The organism is Sporosarcina sp. ACRSL (assembly GCF_022346605.1).
Lineage (GTDB): Bacteria > Bacillota > Bacilli > Bacillales_A > Planococcaceae > Sporosarcina.
The window spans coordinates 1-16,743 of sequence record NZ_JAKRNT010000008.1 but is presented as its reverse complement, the minus strand read 5'-3'; the positions used below and the strand labels follow the sequence as shown (position 1 = coordinate 16,743).

The window sequence follows — 16,743 nt, the reverse complement described above, 5'->3', positions numbered from 1 at the left end:
TAGTATTATTTTTATATTAATAATAGAGTTTACAATTTCATAATATTTATATAACATTTCCTTAACATTCTATGATTATGATGATCATGGAATTATATTTTAATAAACTATTGGAGGTCTAATCGAATGAACAAGAAAAAGGTAATCATCCCACTATTAACTGCAGCACTTCTATTTCCAACTGCGGCCAATGTATTTGCTCAACCGCATAAACCAATTGAAGGCGTAAAATCTGTTGAATTTATTAGTATGCCTGTACCTGTTACGAAAGAGGAAAAATCAACAATGTACAGTGATGCTAAAGTAAAGGTGACATTAAAAGACGGTACTCAAAAGACAGTAGAGTTGGATTACACTTCGTTAGCAGAACCTGGTGATGTCATTAACGGCAAAATTGTCGGAGCTGCAGTCGACATCAACGGTAATGTCATAACGAAAGCAAATGGCGAGCCCATAGTTTCAACAGCACCAGATGCAAACTCTCTGCTCAGTGTAAATGGCAAAAGCGGCAAGTTATATATGATCAATCATTTTGAAAGTATGCCAAGTAATGAAATTGGTACAGTGCCAAGAGCGCTATATTTAAACACTGTCCAACAAGATAAGAAAACAGGCGAACTCAAAATTACTGATATTGAACCGATTGATTTTTCAGAGTACGGTGGGGTTTGGACTCCATGTGCTGGTATCTTATCTCCTTGGAACACTCATTTAGGTAGTGAAGAGTACGAACCAAATGCACGTGCCCATGAAGCAAACCCTGAAAAATCTTCTGTTACACAATTTGCAAGAAATTATTATCAAGATTCCACAGCAATTGGAAATCCTTACTTATATGGATATACTACAGAAGTATCCGTTCATCCGAACGGTGAAGCAAAAGCGGTCAAGCACCATAGCATGGGTCGGTTATCTTTTGAAAATGTAACAGTAGCGCCTGATAACCGCACTGTTTATTACGGAGATGACGGCGGTTATGTGATGTCATTCATGTACATTGCTGACAAAGAAAAAGATTTATCCGCTGGGACACTTTATGCTGCAAAATTTGAGCAAACGAGTGCCGAAAACGGTGGTGCTGGGAATATAGAATGGATTAAATTAGGACATGCAAACGACCAAGAAATTAAAGAATTAGCTGAAACACTGACATTCAGTGATATTTTCGAAACGACAAATGATGCTGAGTATGCAGCAGCAAATGGCTTCAGCCATATTAAAACAGCAGCTGGAGAAGAATTTCTGAAAGTAAAACCAGGCATGGAAAAAGCGGCGGCTTTCTTAGAATCCCGTCGATATGGAGCAATGCTTGGAGCAACTTCAGAGTTTAACAAGATGGAAACAGTCACATTCAACAAAGCCGATAACAAAGTCTATATGGCTATGTCCACGATTGCAAAAGGCATGGAAGAAAATCCAAATGATCCTGTAGATGATATTCGACTGCCAAAAATCAATGCAGGCGGCATTTATGAAATGAGTCTAGCTGAAGGACAAACAGATCGTGAAGGCAACCCTATTGATAGCGATTATGTAACAACGAAAATGGAAGCTATTTTAGTCGGTGAAGACATTCCAAAAGATGAAGATGGCAACAGAGCTCATCTCGATAAAATTGCTAATCCAGACAACATTGTATACTCCGAAAACCTAAGAACTTTATTTATTGCTGAAGACACGGGCAATCATGTAAATAATGTTGGCTGGGCTTATAATATTGATTCTAAAGAACTTTCTCGAATCGTTTCTGCACCAGATGGCGGTGAAGTCACTGGAATACAAGCGATTGATAATTTAAATGGGTACTCTTACTTAATGGTTGGTTCTCAAAATCCAGGGAACATCGGTTATATCCAATTACCCGCTGTTGATAAAAAATAATCTAGATAAGTGAGAGGCTGGGACAATGTCCCAGCCTCTTTATTGATGTTACTTTCTATATTCGATGAACAACTGGGAACACTATTTCAAAAAAAGGAGTTATTTAATGAAAATCTTAATAAGGAGATTTTTACTTTTGTTAATCACACAACCTACGTTCGCAGCAGCTCCTTCTTCTTCCCCAAAAAACTTGGCAATTGTCATCGATGATTTCGGCAATAATATGCCGGGCACGGAAGAGATCCTTAACCTCCCGATAAAGCTAACTGTAGCTGTTATGCCCTTTCTGCCATCGACCAAAACGGATGCAGAGCTTGCTTTTAATAATGGGCATGACGTACTTGTCCATTTACCGATGGAACCGAAGAAAGGCAAAAAAAATTGGCTTGGACCACAAGCCATTACGACCGATTTAAGCGACGATGAAATCCGGAGACGTGTAGAAGCGGCCATACAAGATGTTCCTCATGCAGTTGGCATGAATCATCATATGGGTTCAAAAGCAACAGAGGATGAACGAGTGATGCGGATTGTTCTGGACATATGTAAGAAAAATGGGCTCTTTTATCTTGATAGCAAGACGACAGGGAAAAGTGTCGTCAGTAAACTGGCTACGGAAATGAACGTCCCCTTTTTAGAAAACGATTTATTTTTCGATCATGTCTATACGACCCAGCATATTAAGAAACAAGCCCAGTTATTGGATCGTAAATTATTGGAAAATGAACGAATCATTGCTATAGGTCATGTCGGGGTATCAGGGCCTATAATGGTCGATGTGCTCAAAGAATACATTCCTGTTTTTCAGGATAAGGCGGAAATCGTTGGGTTATCTGATTTAATACCTGAATATAAAATACTGGATAAAGGACTTGAGTAAATCTGAAACACGAAGGCACAATGCCTTCGTGTTTCTCTGTTGGCTTTCGTTCATTTCAAACAGTCAGAAGTTCTTCGGAAGCTTTTTCAACCGTACTTGGAAGTTCCGAAGTTGAAAGACCTAACAAATCACAAGGACGCCCAATCTTTTCAATCTTACCGTCTTTAATTTTCACAATGCGGTCTGCAAGTGCATGTGCATCATTTACATTATGGGTGACAAAAATAGCAGTTGTATTTGCTTTTTTAAGAATCCGACGAAGATCTCCTCTAATTTTCACTTGCAAATCTGTATCAAGATTACTAAACGGCTCGTCTAGCAGAATTAGATCGGGTTCTGGAGCAATTGCACGTGCAAGTGCAACCCTTTGTTGTTGACCACCACTCAATTGATGTGGATATCGCTTTTCAAACCCTTCAAGTTCAACGAGTTCGAGTACTTCATTTGTGCGCTTCTTCTTATCATTGCGACTCATCTTCGAGAGCCCAAACAATATGTTCTCTTCTACATTCATATGAGGGAAAAGCGCGTAGTCTTGAAACACCATTCCAATTCCACGCTTTTCAGGTTGGATAAATGTACGAGTATCCATAATTTTTTTACCATTTAATATGAACGAACCACCATTCGGCATTTCAAGTCCTGCAATTATGCGTAAAATTGTACTTTTCCCACTTCCGCTTCGGCCGAGTATGGAGATGACTTCTCCTTTTTCCACTGTAAATGAAATATCGTTGATTGCTTTCATTGATGAATTTGAATAAGTAAAACTCAAATTTTGAATATCGATGAACATATCATTATGGCTCCTCTCTTAGTAACTTATGGAAAACAATAATGGCAATTGCGCTTACACCAACAATTAGTAACGAAGCTTGGGAAGCCTCCATGATCTTTTCATCGCTAGCATATTGGAATGCTTTTGTTGCTAGTGTGTCGTAGTTGAACGGTCGTAAGATAAGCGTTAATGGAATTTCTTTAAGAATATCTACAAAAACGAGAACAAATCCACTAATAATAGCGCCCTTCATCATCGGAACGTCTATTTTGAAAAATGTACGCATGCTATTAGCTCCTAACATGCGAGAAGCATCGCGGAAATCCGTTCCAATTTTATCGAATCCAGATTCAATTGAATTATACCCAATCGCAAAAAAACGGATAACGTAAGCACTGATGAGCATAAATAGACTAACGCTTAAAACAAGTGCTGATTCAACGCCAAAAAATTGATAAATCGGTGCAAAATTGCGGTCAAGAGCAATAAACGTTGTAACAACCGCTACCGCGATAACTGCCCCTGGAATTGAATAACCGAGAATTGTCAGTTTCGGTAACAGTTTTGCAAGCTTATGATGTACGATACGGCTAAAATTACCAACGATAAGCGAGAACACGATAATCAATGTTGCACTTATTACAGCAACTGTAACTGAGTTTTTCGTATAGGTGAGGACTTCCTCCATTGGTACCTTCCCAAACGTCAGAATAACCCAGTCAATCAGCTGAATAACTGGTATAAGAAATGCAACGCTAAAAATAATCAATGTATATATTGTGGCAAAGACGGCTGACTTCCCTTTTAATTTCACAAGAGGGAGTGGTCTCACTTTCGTCGTTGAATAACTGTACTGTTTACCGCCTCGTAGCAAACGTTCAATGATCAGAATAAAAATAACTATACCCATGAGTGATGCCGCGAGTTTGATGGATGAATCAAGATCACCAAGCCCGAACCATGTTTGGAAAATTGCTGTACTGAACGTTTGAATCCCGAAATACTTGACAACGCCATAATCATTTAGTACTTCCAATACGACGAGACTAACTCCACCAATAATCGAGACGCGTGAAATCGGGATAACCACTTTTGAAAAAATTTCCCATGGCCCTTTCCCAAGAGTACGGGCACTTTCAATGAGTGATGCCGATTGATGAGATAAGAATATTCTTGTAATCATGTATACATACGGATAGAGGAATATTGTATAAATGAAAATCGCACCTGGTACATTCATAATGTCAAAAAATGCGGGATTCGGCGTAATATCAAACTGGTTTCGGAGTGTTTTTTGAATAACGCCTGTGTAATTAACGATGCCATGATACGTGTAAGCTCCGATAAATGGCGGGATAGATAAAGGCAGGATGAGTGCCCATTTCATGAAATTCCTTAGCGGAAAATCATATTGGGCAATAAGCCAGGCAAGGCTCAATCCAATTGCACCTGTAAACAATGCTGTAAAAAAAACGAGTGTCAATGACGATTTTATATATTTTAAGAGCATGTATTCCTTAATATGCGCCCAGTTTTCACTTGCCGGCGAAAATATGCCAGTCACAATCGAGACATTTGGCACAAACAGCAAGATAATAATAAGTATTGCACCGATTGTCCACCCATTCACGTTCGCCAAATACCTGTTCATGACAAATCCACCCTTTATCTTTTCCGCAATAAGCCCCTTACCGCAAAAGCGGCAGGGGGCTTACTCTTTATTTCCAGCCGACTTCGTTAAAAATCATAATCGCTTTCGCGTTGTTTTCTCCGAGAGTCGATAACGGAATATCTTGTTCTTTGAATTCACCCCAAGATTTGAGGAGCTCAGAAGGTTCTACATTGTTATTCACCGGGTATTCATAATTCGCCGAAGCGAACTCAGCTTGCGCTTCTTCCCCAGTAAGGAATTCAAGTAATTTCAATGCATTATCAGCATTTTTCGATCCTTTTACCACGCCCGCACCGCTAATATTCACATGTGCTCCAGTTGTTTCTTGGTTCGGGAAGAATACACCGAGATTCTCTGCTACTTTCACTTCTTCAGGTTCTTGCGAGTTAAGCATTTGACCAAAATAGTACGTGTTCATGATCGCAACATCGCCAATTCCAGCAGCAATTGCTTTTGCCTGATCCCGGTCTCCGCCTTCAGGATTTCGAGCGAAGTTGTTAACAATACCTTGTGCCCATTCTTTCGCCTTCTCTTCTCCATTTATTTCAATGAAAGAAGCGAGAAGTGATTGGTTATAAACGCTTTCTGAAGAACGAACAAGAACTCGTCCTTTCCATTCATCATCAGTAAGAGCCTCGTATGTAGATAATTCTTCAGGCTTCACTTTGTCTTTATTATACACTAAAACACGTGCACGTTTCGTCAAACCTACCCACATATCATCATTATCTCGGTAATTAGAAGGCACTTGTTTAGATAATGTGTCACTAGACGCCGCTTGAAGCAATCCATCTTCTTTTGCACGGTAAAGTCTACCGACATCTGCTGTTAATAAAATATCTGCTTTCGTTGCAGTTCCTTCACGTTTGATTCGCTCGATTAGCTCGTCGGCTTCACCTTTAATCACATTCACTTTAATGCCTGTTTCTTCTTCAAATTTTTTATATAACTCATTATCGACATCATAATGTCTACTTGTATATAAATTCACTTCTCCTGAATCTACCTCAGACCCTGTTTTTGTAGCCTCATTTGTAGAACTAGTGTTGCCTGCACTGCCGCATGCCGAAAGTACAAGCATCATCGTGACAAGAAGGAAAATCAAGCTTTTTTTCATACATGTTCATCTCCTGACTTCTTTAATTGAAAATGATTCTCAATGTCAATGATAATATATAATGTATTAACTCCGGTGTCAACAAAAACCTCAAAAAATTCGACAATAAAAAAAGTGCCAGCTGCCAACATAATTGATGTGGCACTGACACTATTATTAGTTGGAGTTTTGGGTTAACCACTTTTCAATCATCGGATGGATATCATTGATCGCCTTACTTCCTGTGACAACAGAAACATGGCCAGTATCGACTATATGAAAGGCCTTGTGTTCACTTGAGACTTTCGCATTGAGCGGTTCTGCTTGCTTCGGATTCACAATGACATCTTTCTTCCCGGCAATATTTAATAGGTTTGCTGTAATCTTACGTAACTCTACCCGTTGTCCTCTTATATAAAGGTCGTCGTTTATTAATTTGTTTTGTTGATACAATTCACCGATCCATTGTCTATATGCTTCACCAGTAAAAGGGATTCCATCCGCGAGCCACTTTTGCATGAGCTTCCAATTGGTAACGAACTTTTCATTGTCTACACGATCGACTAGACTAACATAAGGCCCGTAATAACTGCCAATTGGGTTCAATAACTTGTTTCCAAAATCAATCATTTCAGCAGGAATTAACCCCAGCGTGTCTACTAATTTATCCACATTATAATAACGTTCATCCAACCATTTTGTATATAATCCTGCGTCAGAAAAATCAATAGGCGTCGTCAATAATACAATGTTTCGAATAGGTAATTGTGGGTGTAGTGCGGCAAAAATTGTTGTCATCGTGCCGCCCATACAATACCCTAACAAACTGATTTCACTTGCCTCTGACGTTTTAAGAACTTTCTTAACGGCTTTCGGAATGTAATCTAAAATATAATGATCGAACTTCAAATGCCTATCCTCATAACCAGGTGTTCCCCAGTCAAGTAAATAAACATCGTGACCTAGATTAGTTAAATATTCAATTAAGCTATTTCCTGGAGTTAAATCTAAAATATATGGCTTATTGATCAATGCATAAATCATTAAAATTGGTACACGATTTGTTTTCTTACTTTGCGGTTGATAGCGATACAATTTAGCTATATTTTTAGTCCAAATGACCTCTTTGGGCGTTTGACCAACTAGTGGATCAGCTTCTTTTGTTATAACATCCATTACTCGTTTATATCGTCGATAATTAACCTTAATATCATCCGGTAATGTATCTAATAAGCTATCTAATTGATTTGTAATGGAATACACCATGATTTACCCCCTATCATTTTTCATGGAACTCCTATTGGGGATTCCCCTATATATATAAAATTACAGGTTACATATATAAGCCGCCATTTACGTTAATCGATTGACCTGTAATATAGCTTGCTTGAATAAGGAATAATACCGCTTCTGCAATTTCATCCGTTTGCCCTAAACGTTTCATCGGTATTTTGGAAATGATATTTTCTCTAACACTTTCAGGCATTTCTTCCACCATTTCAGTCTCTATGAAACCTGGACATACAGAATTGACCGTTATCCCATTCTTCGCTGTTTCTAAAGCAAGAGATTTTGTTAAACCTATAATGCCAGCTTTAGAAGCTGCATAGTTTGTTTGTCCAAACCCTCCCGCTTGCCCGATGATTGAGCTTATATTAATAATTCGACCATAATTCTGTTCCAACATGTGATTTATAACTTCCGAAGTTGTAAAAAATACACTGTTTAGATTGACATCAATTACCTCTTTCCATTCCTCACTGGTCAGTTTACGGAATGTCCGGTCTCTTGTAATTCCGGCGTTATTTATTAGAATATCGATTTTTCCATATCGTTTAATTACTGCTTCGATAAGTTTTTTTACGTCGTTCGGCTTCGATACGTCCGACTGAATAGCACAGCAAAAACCGCCTAATTCTTCAATTTCCTTCACGACAGCCTCTGCACAGTCTATTCTAAACTGATAATTAATGACAACGTATGCTCCATTTTTCGCTAGTCCTTTTGCGATTGCAGCTCCAATACCTCGGGAACCACCTGTTACGACCGCCACCTTACCTGCTAGCGGTTTATTAATTGGGTTTAACAGAGTTAATTCAGCTTGACTCATTGTCACAGACAATCATTCCAATCCTCAATTTAATAGTTGATTCTACTATTTTTCAGTACCTTCAAAAGTGCTCAGTAGCTTATCTATTTTTTTGTCCAAAATAGAAATAGCTATTTTTAATTGATTAATTTCTTCTTCCAACCCATCTTCCAATGCCTCCAGTTTGCTTTCTACATTAATGACAAGTGAGGCCACATCTGCAACTTCACTACGGGTAGGTAAATTGACACTCTTTAAAAAGGTTTCTGTTTTCTCATTCATCAGCTTTTGCGCTTGAAGGTAATGGTTTAAGGTCTCTCCCATCCCTTCAGAGAAAGATTCCTTTTTTAACATTTCTTGAATTACACCAGTCCAGTTTGCATCAGTCTGTTCATAAAATGTTTTCCACATGTTGAATGGATCAAATGGCAATGTATTTGTCAAAACCCTCATCTCCCTACATATAATTTGACGACTTTACTACTCTATGAATGTGTCCGCTACTCTATGCAAAAAGAACTAATCTATTTATTTGTTTTCCAAGTCATACTTTTTAGACCTTATGTGTAAATTACATGTATGGGATACACGTTGGAACATTTATTAACACCTATGTGTATATTACATGTATGAACTCAATTCGATTGGTGGTGAGAACAGGTGGAACGAAACAAGCAATCCAATAGTGATGGAAAAAATGCTAATTTAGGCACTCCTAAAAATTTCCTTGTACCCATCATGCTCTTGCATCTTCGCGAGTTTAATGCCCATGGCTATGAACTAATGCAAAAGATTACACAATTCGGTTTCAACGCAGTGGATCAGGGAAATTTGTATCGGAATTTAAGGCAACTGGAGAAAGATGGGAAGGTTACTTCTGAGTGGGATACAGCATCTGACGGGCCAGCAAAACGAATTTATTCGATTACGGATGCAGGCGAACAATACTTAGACCTTTGGGCAAGTTCTCTGGCAACCTACCAAAGTATGATCAATCAGTTCTTCAATTTGTACCAACCATTTTTCCCTTTTCAACAGCGCGGAAAAGATTTAGATGATGATACGTAAAAGAAGGTACCAATGCACTTGGTGCATAGCATATTGCTTATAATTCGCTTTACAATTAAAAGGAGGAAATGGAATGAGTAATGTAGAAGCTAAAAATCAAATATCTAACGGGGCGTCTTTAATCCTAGATACTTGGTGGAACAGTTTTAAAGTATTTCAATCTTTTCAAACAGAAATTGCAGAAAAATCATTACAGCATCTTCATAACCAGAGAGACATTCTAAATTCAACTCGAGAGACACTTGGTAAAATAGAAGAAGATAAAAACAAATTTGAAGTAGAATGGAAAGCTGCATTCCAAAACACGATCAAATCATTTAATAATGAGCAAGTTGAACGACTATTAACAACTTGGATCAATCAAATTGAAGAAATAAACAAAACCGTACGTGAAATGTCAGGATTATCCCATCAAGCCATCTTGGATTTATTGACTCAATCCCACAGCCAATTAGAGACCAATGTGAAGACGGCACTTGAACAACAACACAAAAACAGTGTTGAAGTGCTTGAAAAAATCGAATTGTTGATTGGGCAAATAAAAAAACAAGCAAATAATGATTTACTTCCAACTAAATAACATAAAGACTCCTTCCCATTTCATTGGGAAGGTTGTCTTTTCTTTTACCTTACTTTCTTTCATCAAATTAGAATAAGAAGTTGCACACAAAAGATGACTCCGGAATACCGAAGTCATCTCCTCGTTAATTTTGTTATTTGACTTTGTTAAAACTGTTAAACTTAAATTTACTTTTTCAATGAGACATTCCAAAGAATTGGATTTGAGATGAATTGGTATCCATCCACATCTTCACTCATTGAAGTAATCATCGTATTATTTCCTGGTTTTAATATTGGAAGGTAGTCCCAAAAGGCTTTATGAAGTTCACCGGAGAACTTCTGGGCTTCTTCTAAGGAATCAGCATATAGAATCTCATCGACAATACGTTTAATTTCATCACTATCTGTCCAACCAAACCACTCAGAATTCATAAATAGATACTGGATCGGGATTGGTCTAATGGTAAAAGCAGTGAAAAAGATATCAAATCTATTTTCGTCCTGACGTGCTTCAAGAACCGTTGACCAGTCAGTCACTGCAAGTTTTACATTCATTCCAGCAGCTTCCAATTGTTCTTTAACAACAACCGACATATTATAGTAATTTGTATACTCGCGGGATGTTAGAATCACGACTTCTTCACCGTTATAGCCCGCTTCCTTTAGCAACTTTTTCGCCAACTCTGGATCGTACGTATTATACACATCGCTACCCTCATTAGTATACCATCCAGTTTGCTCTTTCTTCGACAACGCATGGTCCTTAAGGTAAAATTCTTCATCGACGTAAGCCGCAATTAACATATCCTCAACGTTAATTGCCGCATTTGCAGCTTGTCTAATTTTCTGATCGGAGAAGACACCTGCTTTTTTATTAAAAACCATCGTAGTAAATGCACTCGAATCGATTGCATGCTTGATGTTATCATCTTTCATAAGCACTTGTGCAGAATCCGGAGGAATATCACTAGCAATATCATAGAGTCCTGATTGAAGCCCTGCTACTCGTATGGAAGGGTCCGTTACAATGTGGAAGAAAATATCATCGAGAAGGGCTTTCTTTTCCCCTGCTAAACCGTCTGCAGGTTCATTGCGTGACTGATAATCAGCAAATTTAGCGAGATGAATATATTGATCTTGCTTCCATTCAACAAGCTCATACGGTCCAGTACCAATATATTCATCTACCGATTCGACATCCGCTTTTTCAATGATTTCCTTAGGCATAATCGCAGCAAACTGTGTCATATCAGCATAAATGAATAGATCCAATATAGTTGATTCTTGCAGATGGGCAACAACCGTATAGTCATCTTTTATTTCATACTCCGTTCCATCTAGGTAAGTTCTAGCTTGGGAAGATAATTTATGCCATCTCTCCAAGGAAGCAACTACATCCTCTGCTGTCATTTCTTTTCCATTGTGAAATTTAATACCTTTACGTAGATTAAAGGTTATTTCCTTTCTATCCTCACTTACATCATAAGACTCAGCCAGCATCGGTTGTATTTCTAGACTGGTATTGAATGTTAGTAATGATTCGAAAATATGGTGAGAAATGTCCCTTGTTGCATCAGCAGTCGTGAATTGTGGATCCAATGTAACTGGTTGAACATGATATGCAAAGTTTAATTCACCCCCGGCTATATCTTCACCAGCTGTATTATCCTTATCGTCAGAACAGCCAACAAGAGCAATACTTATTAATAGTAATAAAAAAAAGTATCCAATCTTCTTCGAATACATATAAAGCGCCCCCTCATATAAAGTATTTAGTCAACCTTCACTTCATTGGACAGGAATACCTCCATCACCCCCTATTAAAAGTTGATGTTCCTAATGCAAAAAATCTATAAATCCAAATTGCTAAGTCTAATTATCTATACAAATGGCAAGATACAAAATGATTGCTAGACATTTCCTTCTTTTCAGGCGCTTCCATTTTACAAACATTCATCGCTGAAGGACATCTTGTATGGAAAACGCAACCAGGCGGTGGGGATAAAGGTGATGGAATTTCGCCTTTTAAGATGATACGCTCCTTCTTCACAAGAGGGTTAGGAAGCGGCACAGCGGACAAAAGTGCTTGTGTATAAGGATGAAGAGGTGTCGCCAACAGACTGTCAGCTGGCGCTTCTTCAACAAGATTCCCTAAATACATTACTCCAATTCGATCTGATATGTAGCGGACAATACTAATATCATGAGCAATAAAGAGGTAAGTCAACTGTAGGTCTTCCTGCAACTCCTGTAATAAATTTATGACTTGAGACTGAATTGACACGTCCAAAGCCGACACTGGTTCATCAGCAATTATTATTTTCGGATTGACAACTAAAGATCTAGCTAAACCAATACGCTGTCTTTGCCCTCCAGAAAGTTCATGCGGAAAGCGGTAATAGTGATCAGTCTGCATTCCTACTTTATTCAAGATTTCCATTACGATTTCTGTACGTTCTTTCTTAGTCCCAATGGAGTGAATCGTTAAAGGTTCTTCTAAGGTTTGCCCGATCCTCTTCCTTGGATTTAAAGATGAATAGGGATCCTGAAAGACCATTTGCAGTTCCTGACGCACCTCACGAAGATTTTCGCCTGTTAGTTCAAACAAGTCTTTGTTTTTATATATCGCCTTGCCTGCCGTAGGTTCAATTAGACGTAGCAGCGTTCTACCAATTGTACTTTTTCCACATCCAGATTCACCTACCAATCCGTAGGTTTCCCCTTCATACAATCGAAAAGATACATTATCAACAGCTTTGACACTTCTTTTTTCTCCCCTGATTTGTCCGAATGGTTTCTTAACGGGATAGTATTTTTTTAATCCTTGAACATCGAGAATCGGAATTTTTTCATTATGTTCCTCTTCTCTATTGAATAAAGGAGTTTTCTCACTAATATCCTTAAGAGATACTGTATTAGGCATACTGTCCCTCCTCTTCTAAAACAATTCTCTCCGCATGCCAACACCTAACTTTTTGACCTTTACGATATTCTGTTAGGTCTGGAGCTTTTTCTAGACATAATTCATCTGCATATAGGCATCTTGGAGCGAATCGACACCCTTTGGGTACATTATTTAATGTAGGTACCATTCCTTTAATAACATGTAACTTTTCAGATTTGTCCCCATCCAGATGTGGAATGGATTTCATCAATCCCTTGGTGTAAGGATGGAGTGGCTGAGTAAAGAGATCTTCTACTGTAGCTTCTTCAACTATTTGGCCAAGATACATAACAACGACTCGAGTACAGAGCTCAGCGACAACTCCCAAGTCATGTGTAATAAAAAGAACACCCATTCCGTGCTTGCGATTCAACTCTTCGATAAGTTCAATAATTTGGGCTTGAATAGTAACATCCAATGCAGTTGTCGGTTCATCTGCAATTAATAATTGAGGTAGACATGAAAGCGCGATTGCTATCATAACCCTTTGTTGCATTCCACCTGACAACTGGTGTGGAAATTCATTAACCCGTTTTTCAGGTGCTGGTATTCCCGTAATTCTCAACATTTCTACGGCTCTAGCATATGCTTCTTTTTTTGAAACATCTTGGTGAAGCAGGATTGTTTCTGCAATTTGATAACCAATAGTATATACCGGATTAAGCGAGCTTAACGGATCTTGAAAAATCATGGCTATGTCATTCCCACGAATATTTCGCATCTCACTATCTGAAAGTTTTAAAAGATTTGTCCCTTTAAATAGAATTTCTCCTTCGTATGCGGCCGTATTTTTCTCGTCGAGCAGTCGCAGAATAGATTGGGAAGTTACGCTTTTTCCACACCCTGATTCTCCAACGACCCCTACAATTTCCCCAACGTTTACTTGAAAGGAAATCCCGTCGACTGCTGTCATACGTCCACGCTCGGTATGAAAATGTGTTTTAAGTTCTTTTACATCTAATAGAGGCTGTTCTTGCACGATCATCATCCTCCTGTCTCTATTATGATTCTCGGCGTTCGTCTAGCGTAGGGTGCCGGAATTTCTGAAACTATTGATTTCAACTAAGAAACTCTAAGAGCTTATTATCTATTAATAATTCTTTATACTTTATTTTTTAGCGTAATTTGTATGTGGATCTAATAAATCACGAAGACCGTCTCCTAGTAGATTTAAACCCAATACAGATAGAATAATCATAATTCCAGGGAATACAGTCATCCACCAAGCACTAAATATGACCAATTTTCCATCATATAATATATTTCCCCAGCTTGGATCTGGTGCAGGAATTCCAGCCCCTAAAAAGCTTAATGCAGCTTCAGTGATAATCGCATCTGCAAATATAAATGTTGCGGCAACGACAAGTGGTGAAATTGTGTTGGGCATTATATGTAACCAGATGACACGAAAAGTACTTGCACCCTGTACTTTTATAGCTTCAACATATGTCTGCTCACGAATTACGATTGCCTTTGAGCGAATTACACGTGCAACATAAGGTGTAAATACGATACTTAATGCAATAACTACGTTTAGAGTTTTCGGCCCTAATGATGACATCAAGGCAATGGCAAGTAGTATTCCAGGAATAGACATGAGACCATCACAAACCCGCATAAGTATATGATCAAGAATCTTGTAATAACTCGCATACAATCCGATAATCAGCCCCATGAATGAGGTGATCGCTGCAACCGAAAAACCGACGCCAAGCGTCACTTTAGCACCAAACACAATACGGGAAAGAAGATCTCGTCCGAACTCATCTGTCCCAAGTGGATGTTGCATGCTTGGTGCTTGTAATCTATTTTGGACAACCATTTCATATGGATTGTATGGCATGAGCAACGGTCCAATAAAGGCAACTAAAGTTAAAAAAATTATGGTAACTCCCCCGGTAACCATAAGTTTATTAGAAAAAAGACGTTTCCTAAATAATTGTCTTTGCTCTTTTTTTAATTCATATTTGATATTGGAGAGTTCCTTATTGCTTTCAATTGCTTTCATTCCCCTCTCTCCCTTCTATTTACGTTCCAATCGTACACGCGGATCAATAACGCTATATAACAAGTCAATAATTAAGTTAATGAAAACATATGAAACAGTGACGAATAAAACGACTCCCTGAATGACGGCATAATCACGGCGTGCGACTGAATTAATAATAAGCTGCCCGATACCAGGAATATTAAAGATTGTTTCTGTAACAACGGCTCCAGCTATCAAACTTCCAAAGGATTGTCCAATTACGGTTAAGACAGGTAAAAATGCATTTCGAAGCGCATGTCGATAAACAATATTACGTTTTTTTACTCCTTTTGCTAGCGCTGTTTTAATATAGTTTGTATTCAAAACATCCAGCATCGAAGTACGTGTCATACGAGCAATGAGTGCCGCCTGTATTGTCCCTAATGCGATAGCTGGCATAATTAGGAATTTTATATGACTCCATAATCCTGTGCTCATAGGCTTGTAACCCGCGACTGGTAGCCACCCTAATTGAACACCAAATAAGAGGATTAAGAGAAGGCCTAATAAAAAGCTTGGAATAGATAACCCAAGTAATGACATCCCCATGATAGAAGAATCAGTAACTGTTCCCCGGCGTGTTGCTGCAATAATACCTATCGGAATAGCAATGAGTAAAGCTATGATTTGGGCAAATATTGCAAGGGATATCGTCGGTTGCAAATGTTCTATAATAGCTTTTGTTACCGTCTCTTTCATAAAGAAAGAAGTTCCCAAATCGCCTTTTAACACGCCTCCCACCCACCGTAGATATTGTTCGTAGATAGGCAAATTGAGACCAAGCTGTTCACGTAGTTCCGCAATTTGCTCTGCAGTAGCTTCTTCTCCCAACATAACTGACGCTGGATCCCCTGGTGTTAAATGAACAATCATAAAGATGACGATTGAAACTACAAATAAAACAGGTATGAGTGATAGAATACGTTTTACTATATAACTAGCCATAAAACTAACCCCTCTCTACTATATGTCTTGGTGGTTTCTTACTAAGTCGATGCTCATATGGAAAGTCGAGTACATTACATGTCTAAGGTGATTGTGGAAGGTGTAAGCTCAGAAGGTGTTTGGCACTGGGTAAGATAAATTTGTGGAATGGAAGCAGGATCCCTGTATTCATTCTTATGAAGTTAGGGATGTCCAAACACGAAGTGAATCAGCAGATGGAATTGCTTGCGAATAGAAAGCTATTTCATTTTTTTCATTTTGCCTCTTAAAATAAAATGAAAGCGCTTGCAATTAAACTTTTAACATAGTAATTATTTTGTTATGAGAAGCTTATCTTTAAAATCGTGGAACAATTTGTTTTACTTTATACCAAAAATACGCAATTGTCAATATTAATTGAATAGTTAATACGATACCCTTTAATTAGGGTTTTGAACTTTTTTCCTTGTTGATTTTGTTCACAATTCAAACATGAGCACCATCTGCGTCATGTTTATATTCTCGGAAGGTAAACAAGTAGCATGATTACAGAGTTTACTAAAACAAAAAAAATATCCTACCAAGTTATTTAGAAACTTGGTAGGATATTTTTTCTTCTATGACCCCTACGGGATTCGAACCCGTGTTACCGCCGTGAAAGGGCGGTGTCTTAACCGCTTGACCAAGGGGCCGAAATCTCATGGCGGAGAAGGAGGGATTCGAACCCTCGCGCCGCTTTCGCGACCTACGCCCTTAGCAGGGGCGCCTCTTGAGCCTCTTGAGTACTTCCCCGTATAAAAATTGGCTCCGCAGGTAGGACT

15 protein-coding genes and 2 tRNA genes are annotated in these 16,743 nt (G+C 38.4%); 4 read left to right on the top strand and 13 right to left on the bottom strand.

Annotated features, from left to right (window positions below):
• The first annotated feature begins 126 nt into the window (after positions 1 to 126).
• Together MHZ92_RS12545 and MHZ92_RS12540 are read left to right on the top strand one after the other, a co-directional pair.
• Positions 127 to 1,881 carry a PhoX family protein gene (locus MHZ92_RS12545; protein ID WP_239432050.1) on the top strand — a complete coding sequence of 585 codons (1,755 nt, stop codon included), beginning with the start codon at positions 127 to 129 and terminating at the stop codon, positions 1,879 to 1,881.
• 106 nt (positions 1,882 to 1,987) lie between these two features.
• Positions 1,988 to 2,761 carry a divergent polysaccharide deacetylase family protein gene (locus tag MHZ92_RS12540; RefSeq protein ID WP_239432048.1) on the top strand — a complete coding sequence of 258 codons (774 nt, stop codon included), beginning with the start codon at positions 1,988 to 1,990 and terminating at the stop codon, positions 2,759 to 2,761.
• 55 nt (positions 2,762 to 2,816) lie between these two features.
• On the opposite strand, the gene MHZ92_RS12535 is transcribed toward MHZ92_RS12540, so the two are convergent.
• The 6 genes from MHZ92_RS12535 to MHZ92_RS12510 form a co-directional block, all read right to left on the bottom strand.
• The gene (locus tag MHZ92_RS12535) at positions 2,817 to 3,557 is read right to left on the bottom strand and encodes an ABC transporter ATP-binding protein (protein ID WP_239432047.1); all 741 of its coding nucleotides are present in this window, start codon (positions 3,555 to 3,557) and stop codon (positions 2,817 to 2,819) included.
• A 4-nt stretch (positions 3,558 to 3,561) separates the two neighbouring features.
• The gene (locus MHZ92_RS12530) at positions 3,562 to 5,190 is read right to left on the bottom strand and encodes an ABC transporter permease (RefSeq protein WP_239432046.1); all 1,629 of its coding nucleotides are present in this window, start codon (positions 5,188 to 5,190) and stop codon (positions 3,562 to 3,564) included.
• A gap of 67 nt (positions 5,191 to 5,257) precedes the next feature.
• A complete protein-coding gene (locus MHZ92_RS12525; protein WP_239432045.1) occupies positions 5,258 to 6,328 on the bottom strand; it encodes a Fe(3+) ABC transporter substrate-binding protein in 1,071 nt (356 codons plus the stop codon).
• Positions 6,329 to 6,484: 156 nt separating this feature from the next.
• Complete coding sequence (gene phaC / locus MHZ92_RS12520) at positions 6,485 to 7,573, bottom strand: class III poly(R)-hydroxyalkanoic acid synthase subunit PhaC (RefSeq protein ID WP_239432044.1); 1,089 nt, start codon at positions 7,571 to 7,573, stop codon at positions 6,485 to 6,487.
• Positions 7,574 to 7,640: 67 nt separating this feature from the next.
• A complete protein-coding gene (gene fabG, locus MHZ92_RS12515) occupies positions 7,641 to 8,417 on the bottom strand; it encodes a 3-oxoacyl-[acyl-carrier-protein] reductase (protein ID WP_239432278.1) in 777 nt (258 codons plus the stop codon).
• A 45-nt stretch (positions 8,418 to 8,462) separates the two neighbouring features.
• Positions 8,463 to 8,840, bottom strand: a complete 378-nt coding sequence (locus MHZ92_RS12510) for a polyhydroxyalkanoate biosynthesis repressor PhaR (protein WP_239432043.1) — start codon at positions 8,838 to 8,840, stop codon at positions 8,463 to 8,465.
• A 216-nt stretch (positions 8,841 to 9,056) separates the two neighbouring features.
• Here MHZ92_RS12510 and phaQ point away from each other — a divergent pair, with 216 nt between their 5' ends.
• Both phaQ and MHZ92_RS12500 read left to right on the top strand, forming a co-directional pair.
• Complete coding sequence (phaQ, locus tag MHZ92_RS12505; protein WP_239432042.1) at positions 9,057 to 9,464, top strand: poly-beta-hydroxybutyrate-responsive repressor; 408 nt, start codon at positions 9,057 to 9,059, stop codon at positions 9,462 to 9,464.
• 73 nt (positions 9,465 to 9,537) lie between these two features.
• Positions 9,538 to 10,044, top strand: coding sequence for a hypothetical protein (locus MHZ92_RS12500; protein ID WP_239432041.1), 507 nt, complete (start codon positions 9,538 to 9,540; stop codon positions 10,042 to 10,044).
• A gap of 167 nt (positions 10,045 to 10,211) precedes the next feature.
• On the opposite strand, the gene MHZ92_RS12495 is transcribed toward MHZ92_RS12500, so the two are convergent.
• The 7 genes from MHZ92_RS12495 to MHZ92_RS12465 all read right to left on the bottom strand — a co-directional run bounded on the left by MHZ92_RS12495 (position 10,212) and on the right by MHZ92_RS12465 (position 16,714).
• Positions 10,212 to 11,771, bottom strand: coding sequence for an ABC transporter substrate-binding protein (locus MHZ92_RS12495; protein ID WP_239432040.1), 1,560 nt, complete (start codon positions 11,769 to 11,771; stop codon positions 10,212 to 10,214).
• A 130-nt stretch (positions 11,772 to 11,901) separates the two neighbouring features.
• A complete protein-coding gene (locus MHZ92_RS12490; protein WP_239432039.1) occupies positions 11,902 to 12,948 on the bottom strand; it encodes an ABC transporter ATP-binding protein in 1,047 nt (348 codons plus the stop codon).
• A complete protein-coding gene (locus MHZ92_RS12485) occupies positions 12,941 to 13,954 on the bottom strand; it encodes an ABC transporter ATP-binding protein (RefSeq protein WP_239432277.1) in 1,014 nt (337 codons plus the stop codon). Before MHZ92_RS12485 ends, MHZ92_RS12490 begins: the two co-directional genes overlap by 8 nt.
• A 123-nt stretch (positions 13,955 to 14,077) precedes the next feature.
• A complete protein-coding gene (locus MHZ92_RS12480; RefSeq protein ID WP_239432038.1) occupies positions 14,078 to 14,977 on the bottom strand; it encodes an ABC transporter permease in 900 nt (299 codons plus the stop codon).
• 15 nt (positions 14,978 to 14,992) lie between these two features.
• Entirely contained in the window at positions 14,993 to 15,943 is a 951-nt protein-coding gene (locus MHZ92_RS12475) for an ABC transporter permease (RefSeq protein WP_239432037.1), read from the bottom strand.
• A 599-nt stretch (positions 15,944 to 16,542) separates the two neighbouring features.
• Positions 16,543 to 16,614: transfer RNA gene (locus tag MHZ92_RS12470), tRNA-Glu, on the bottom strand.
• A 9-nt stretch (positions 16,615 to 16,623) separates the two neighbouring features.
• Positions 16,624 to 16,714: transfer RNA gene (locus MHZ92_RS12465), tRNA-Ser, on the bottom strand.
• Between the last annotated feature and the right edge of the window lie 29 nt (positions 16,715 to 16,743).

Excerpts from the sequence above, each read along its gene's own strand:
- MHZ92_RS12545 (WP_239432050.1), top strand. The coding sequence starts at position 127 with ATGAACAAGAAAAAGGTAATCATCCCACTATTAACTGCAGCACTTCTA.
- MHZ92_RS12540 (WP_239432048.1), top strand. The coding sequence starts at position 1,988 with ATGAAAATCTTAATAAGGAGATTTTTACTTTTGTTAATCACACAACCT.
- MHZ92_RS12535 (WP_239432047.1), bottom strand. The coding sequence starts at position 3,557 with ATGTTCATCGATATTCAAAATTTGAGTTTTACTTATTCAAATTCATCA.
- MHZ92_RS12530 (WP_239432046.1), bottom strand. The coding sequence starts at position 5,190 with ATGAACAGGTATTTGGCGAACGTGAATGGGTGGACAATCGGTGCAATA.
- MHZ92_RS12525 (WP_239432045.1), bottom strand. The coding sequence starts at position 6,328 with ATGAAAAAAAGCTTGATTTTCCTTCTTGTCACGATGATGCTTGTACTT.
- phaC (WP_239432044.1), bottom strand. The coding sequence starts at position 7,573 with ATGGTGTATTCCATTACAAATCAATTAGATAGCTTATTAGATACATTA.
- fabG (WP_239432278.1), bottom strand. The coding sequence starts at position 8,417 with ATGAGTCAAGCTGAATTAACTCTGTTAAACCCAATTAATAAACCGCTA.
- MHZ92_RS12500 (WP_239432041.1), top strand. The coding sequence starts at position 9,538 with ATGAGTAATGTAGAAGCTAAAAATCAAATATCTAACGGGGCGTCTTTA.
- MHZ92_RS12495 (WP_239432040.1), bottom strand. The coding sequence starts at position 11,771 with ATGTATTCGAAGAAGATTGGATACTTTTTTTTATTACTATTAATAAGT.
- MHZ92_RS12490 (WP_239432039.1), bottom strand. The coding sequence starts at position 12,948 with ATGCCTAATACAGTATCTCTTAAGGATATTAGTGAGAAAACTCCTTTA.
- MHZ92_RS12485 (WP_239432277.1), bottom strand. The coding sequence starts at position 13,954 with ATGATCGTGCAAGAACAGCCTCTATTAGATGTAAAAGAACTTAAAACA.
- MHZ92_RS12480 (WP_239432038.1), bottom strand. The coding sequence starts at position 14,977 with ATGAAAGCAATTGAAAGCAATAAGGAACTCTCCAATATCAAATATGAA.
- MHZ92_RS12475 (WP_239432037.1), bottom strand. The coding sequence starts at position 15,943 with ATGGCTAGTTATATAGTAAAACGTATTCTATCACTCATACCTGTTTTA.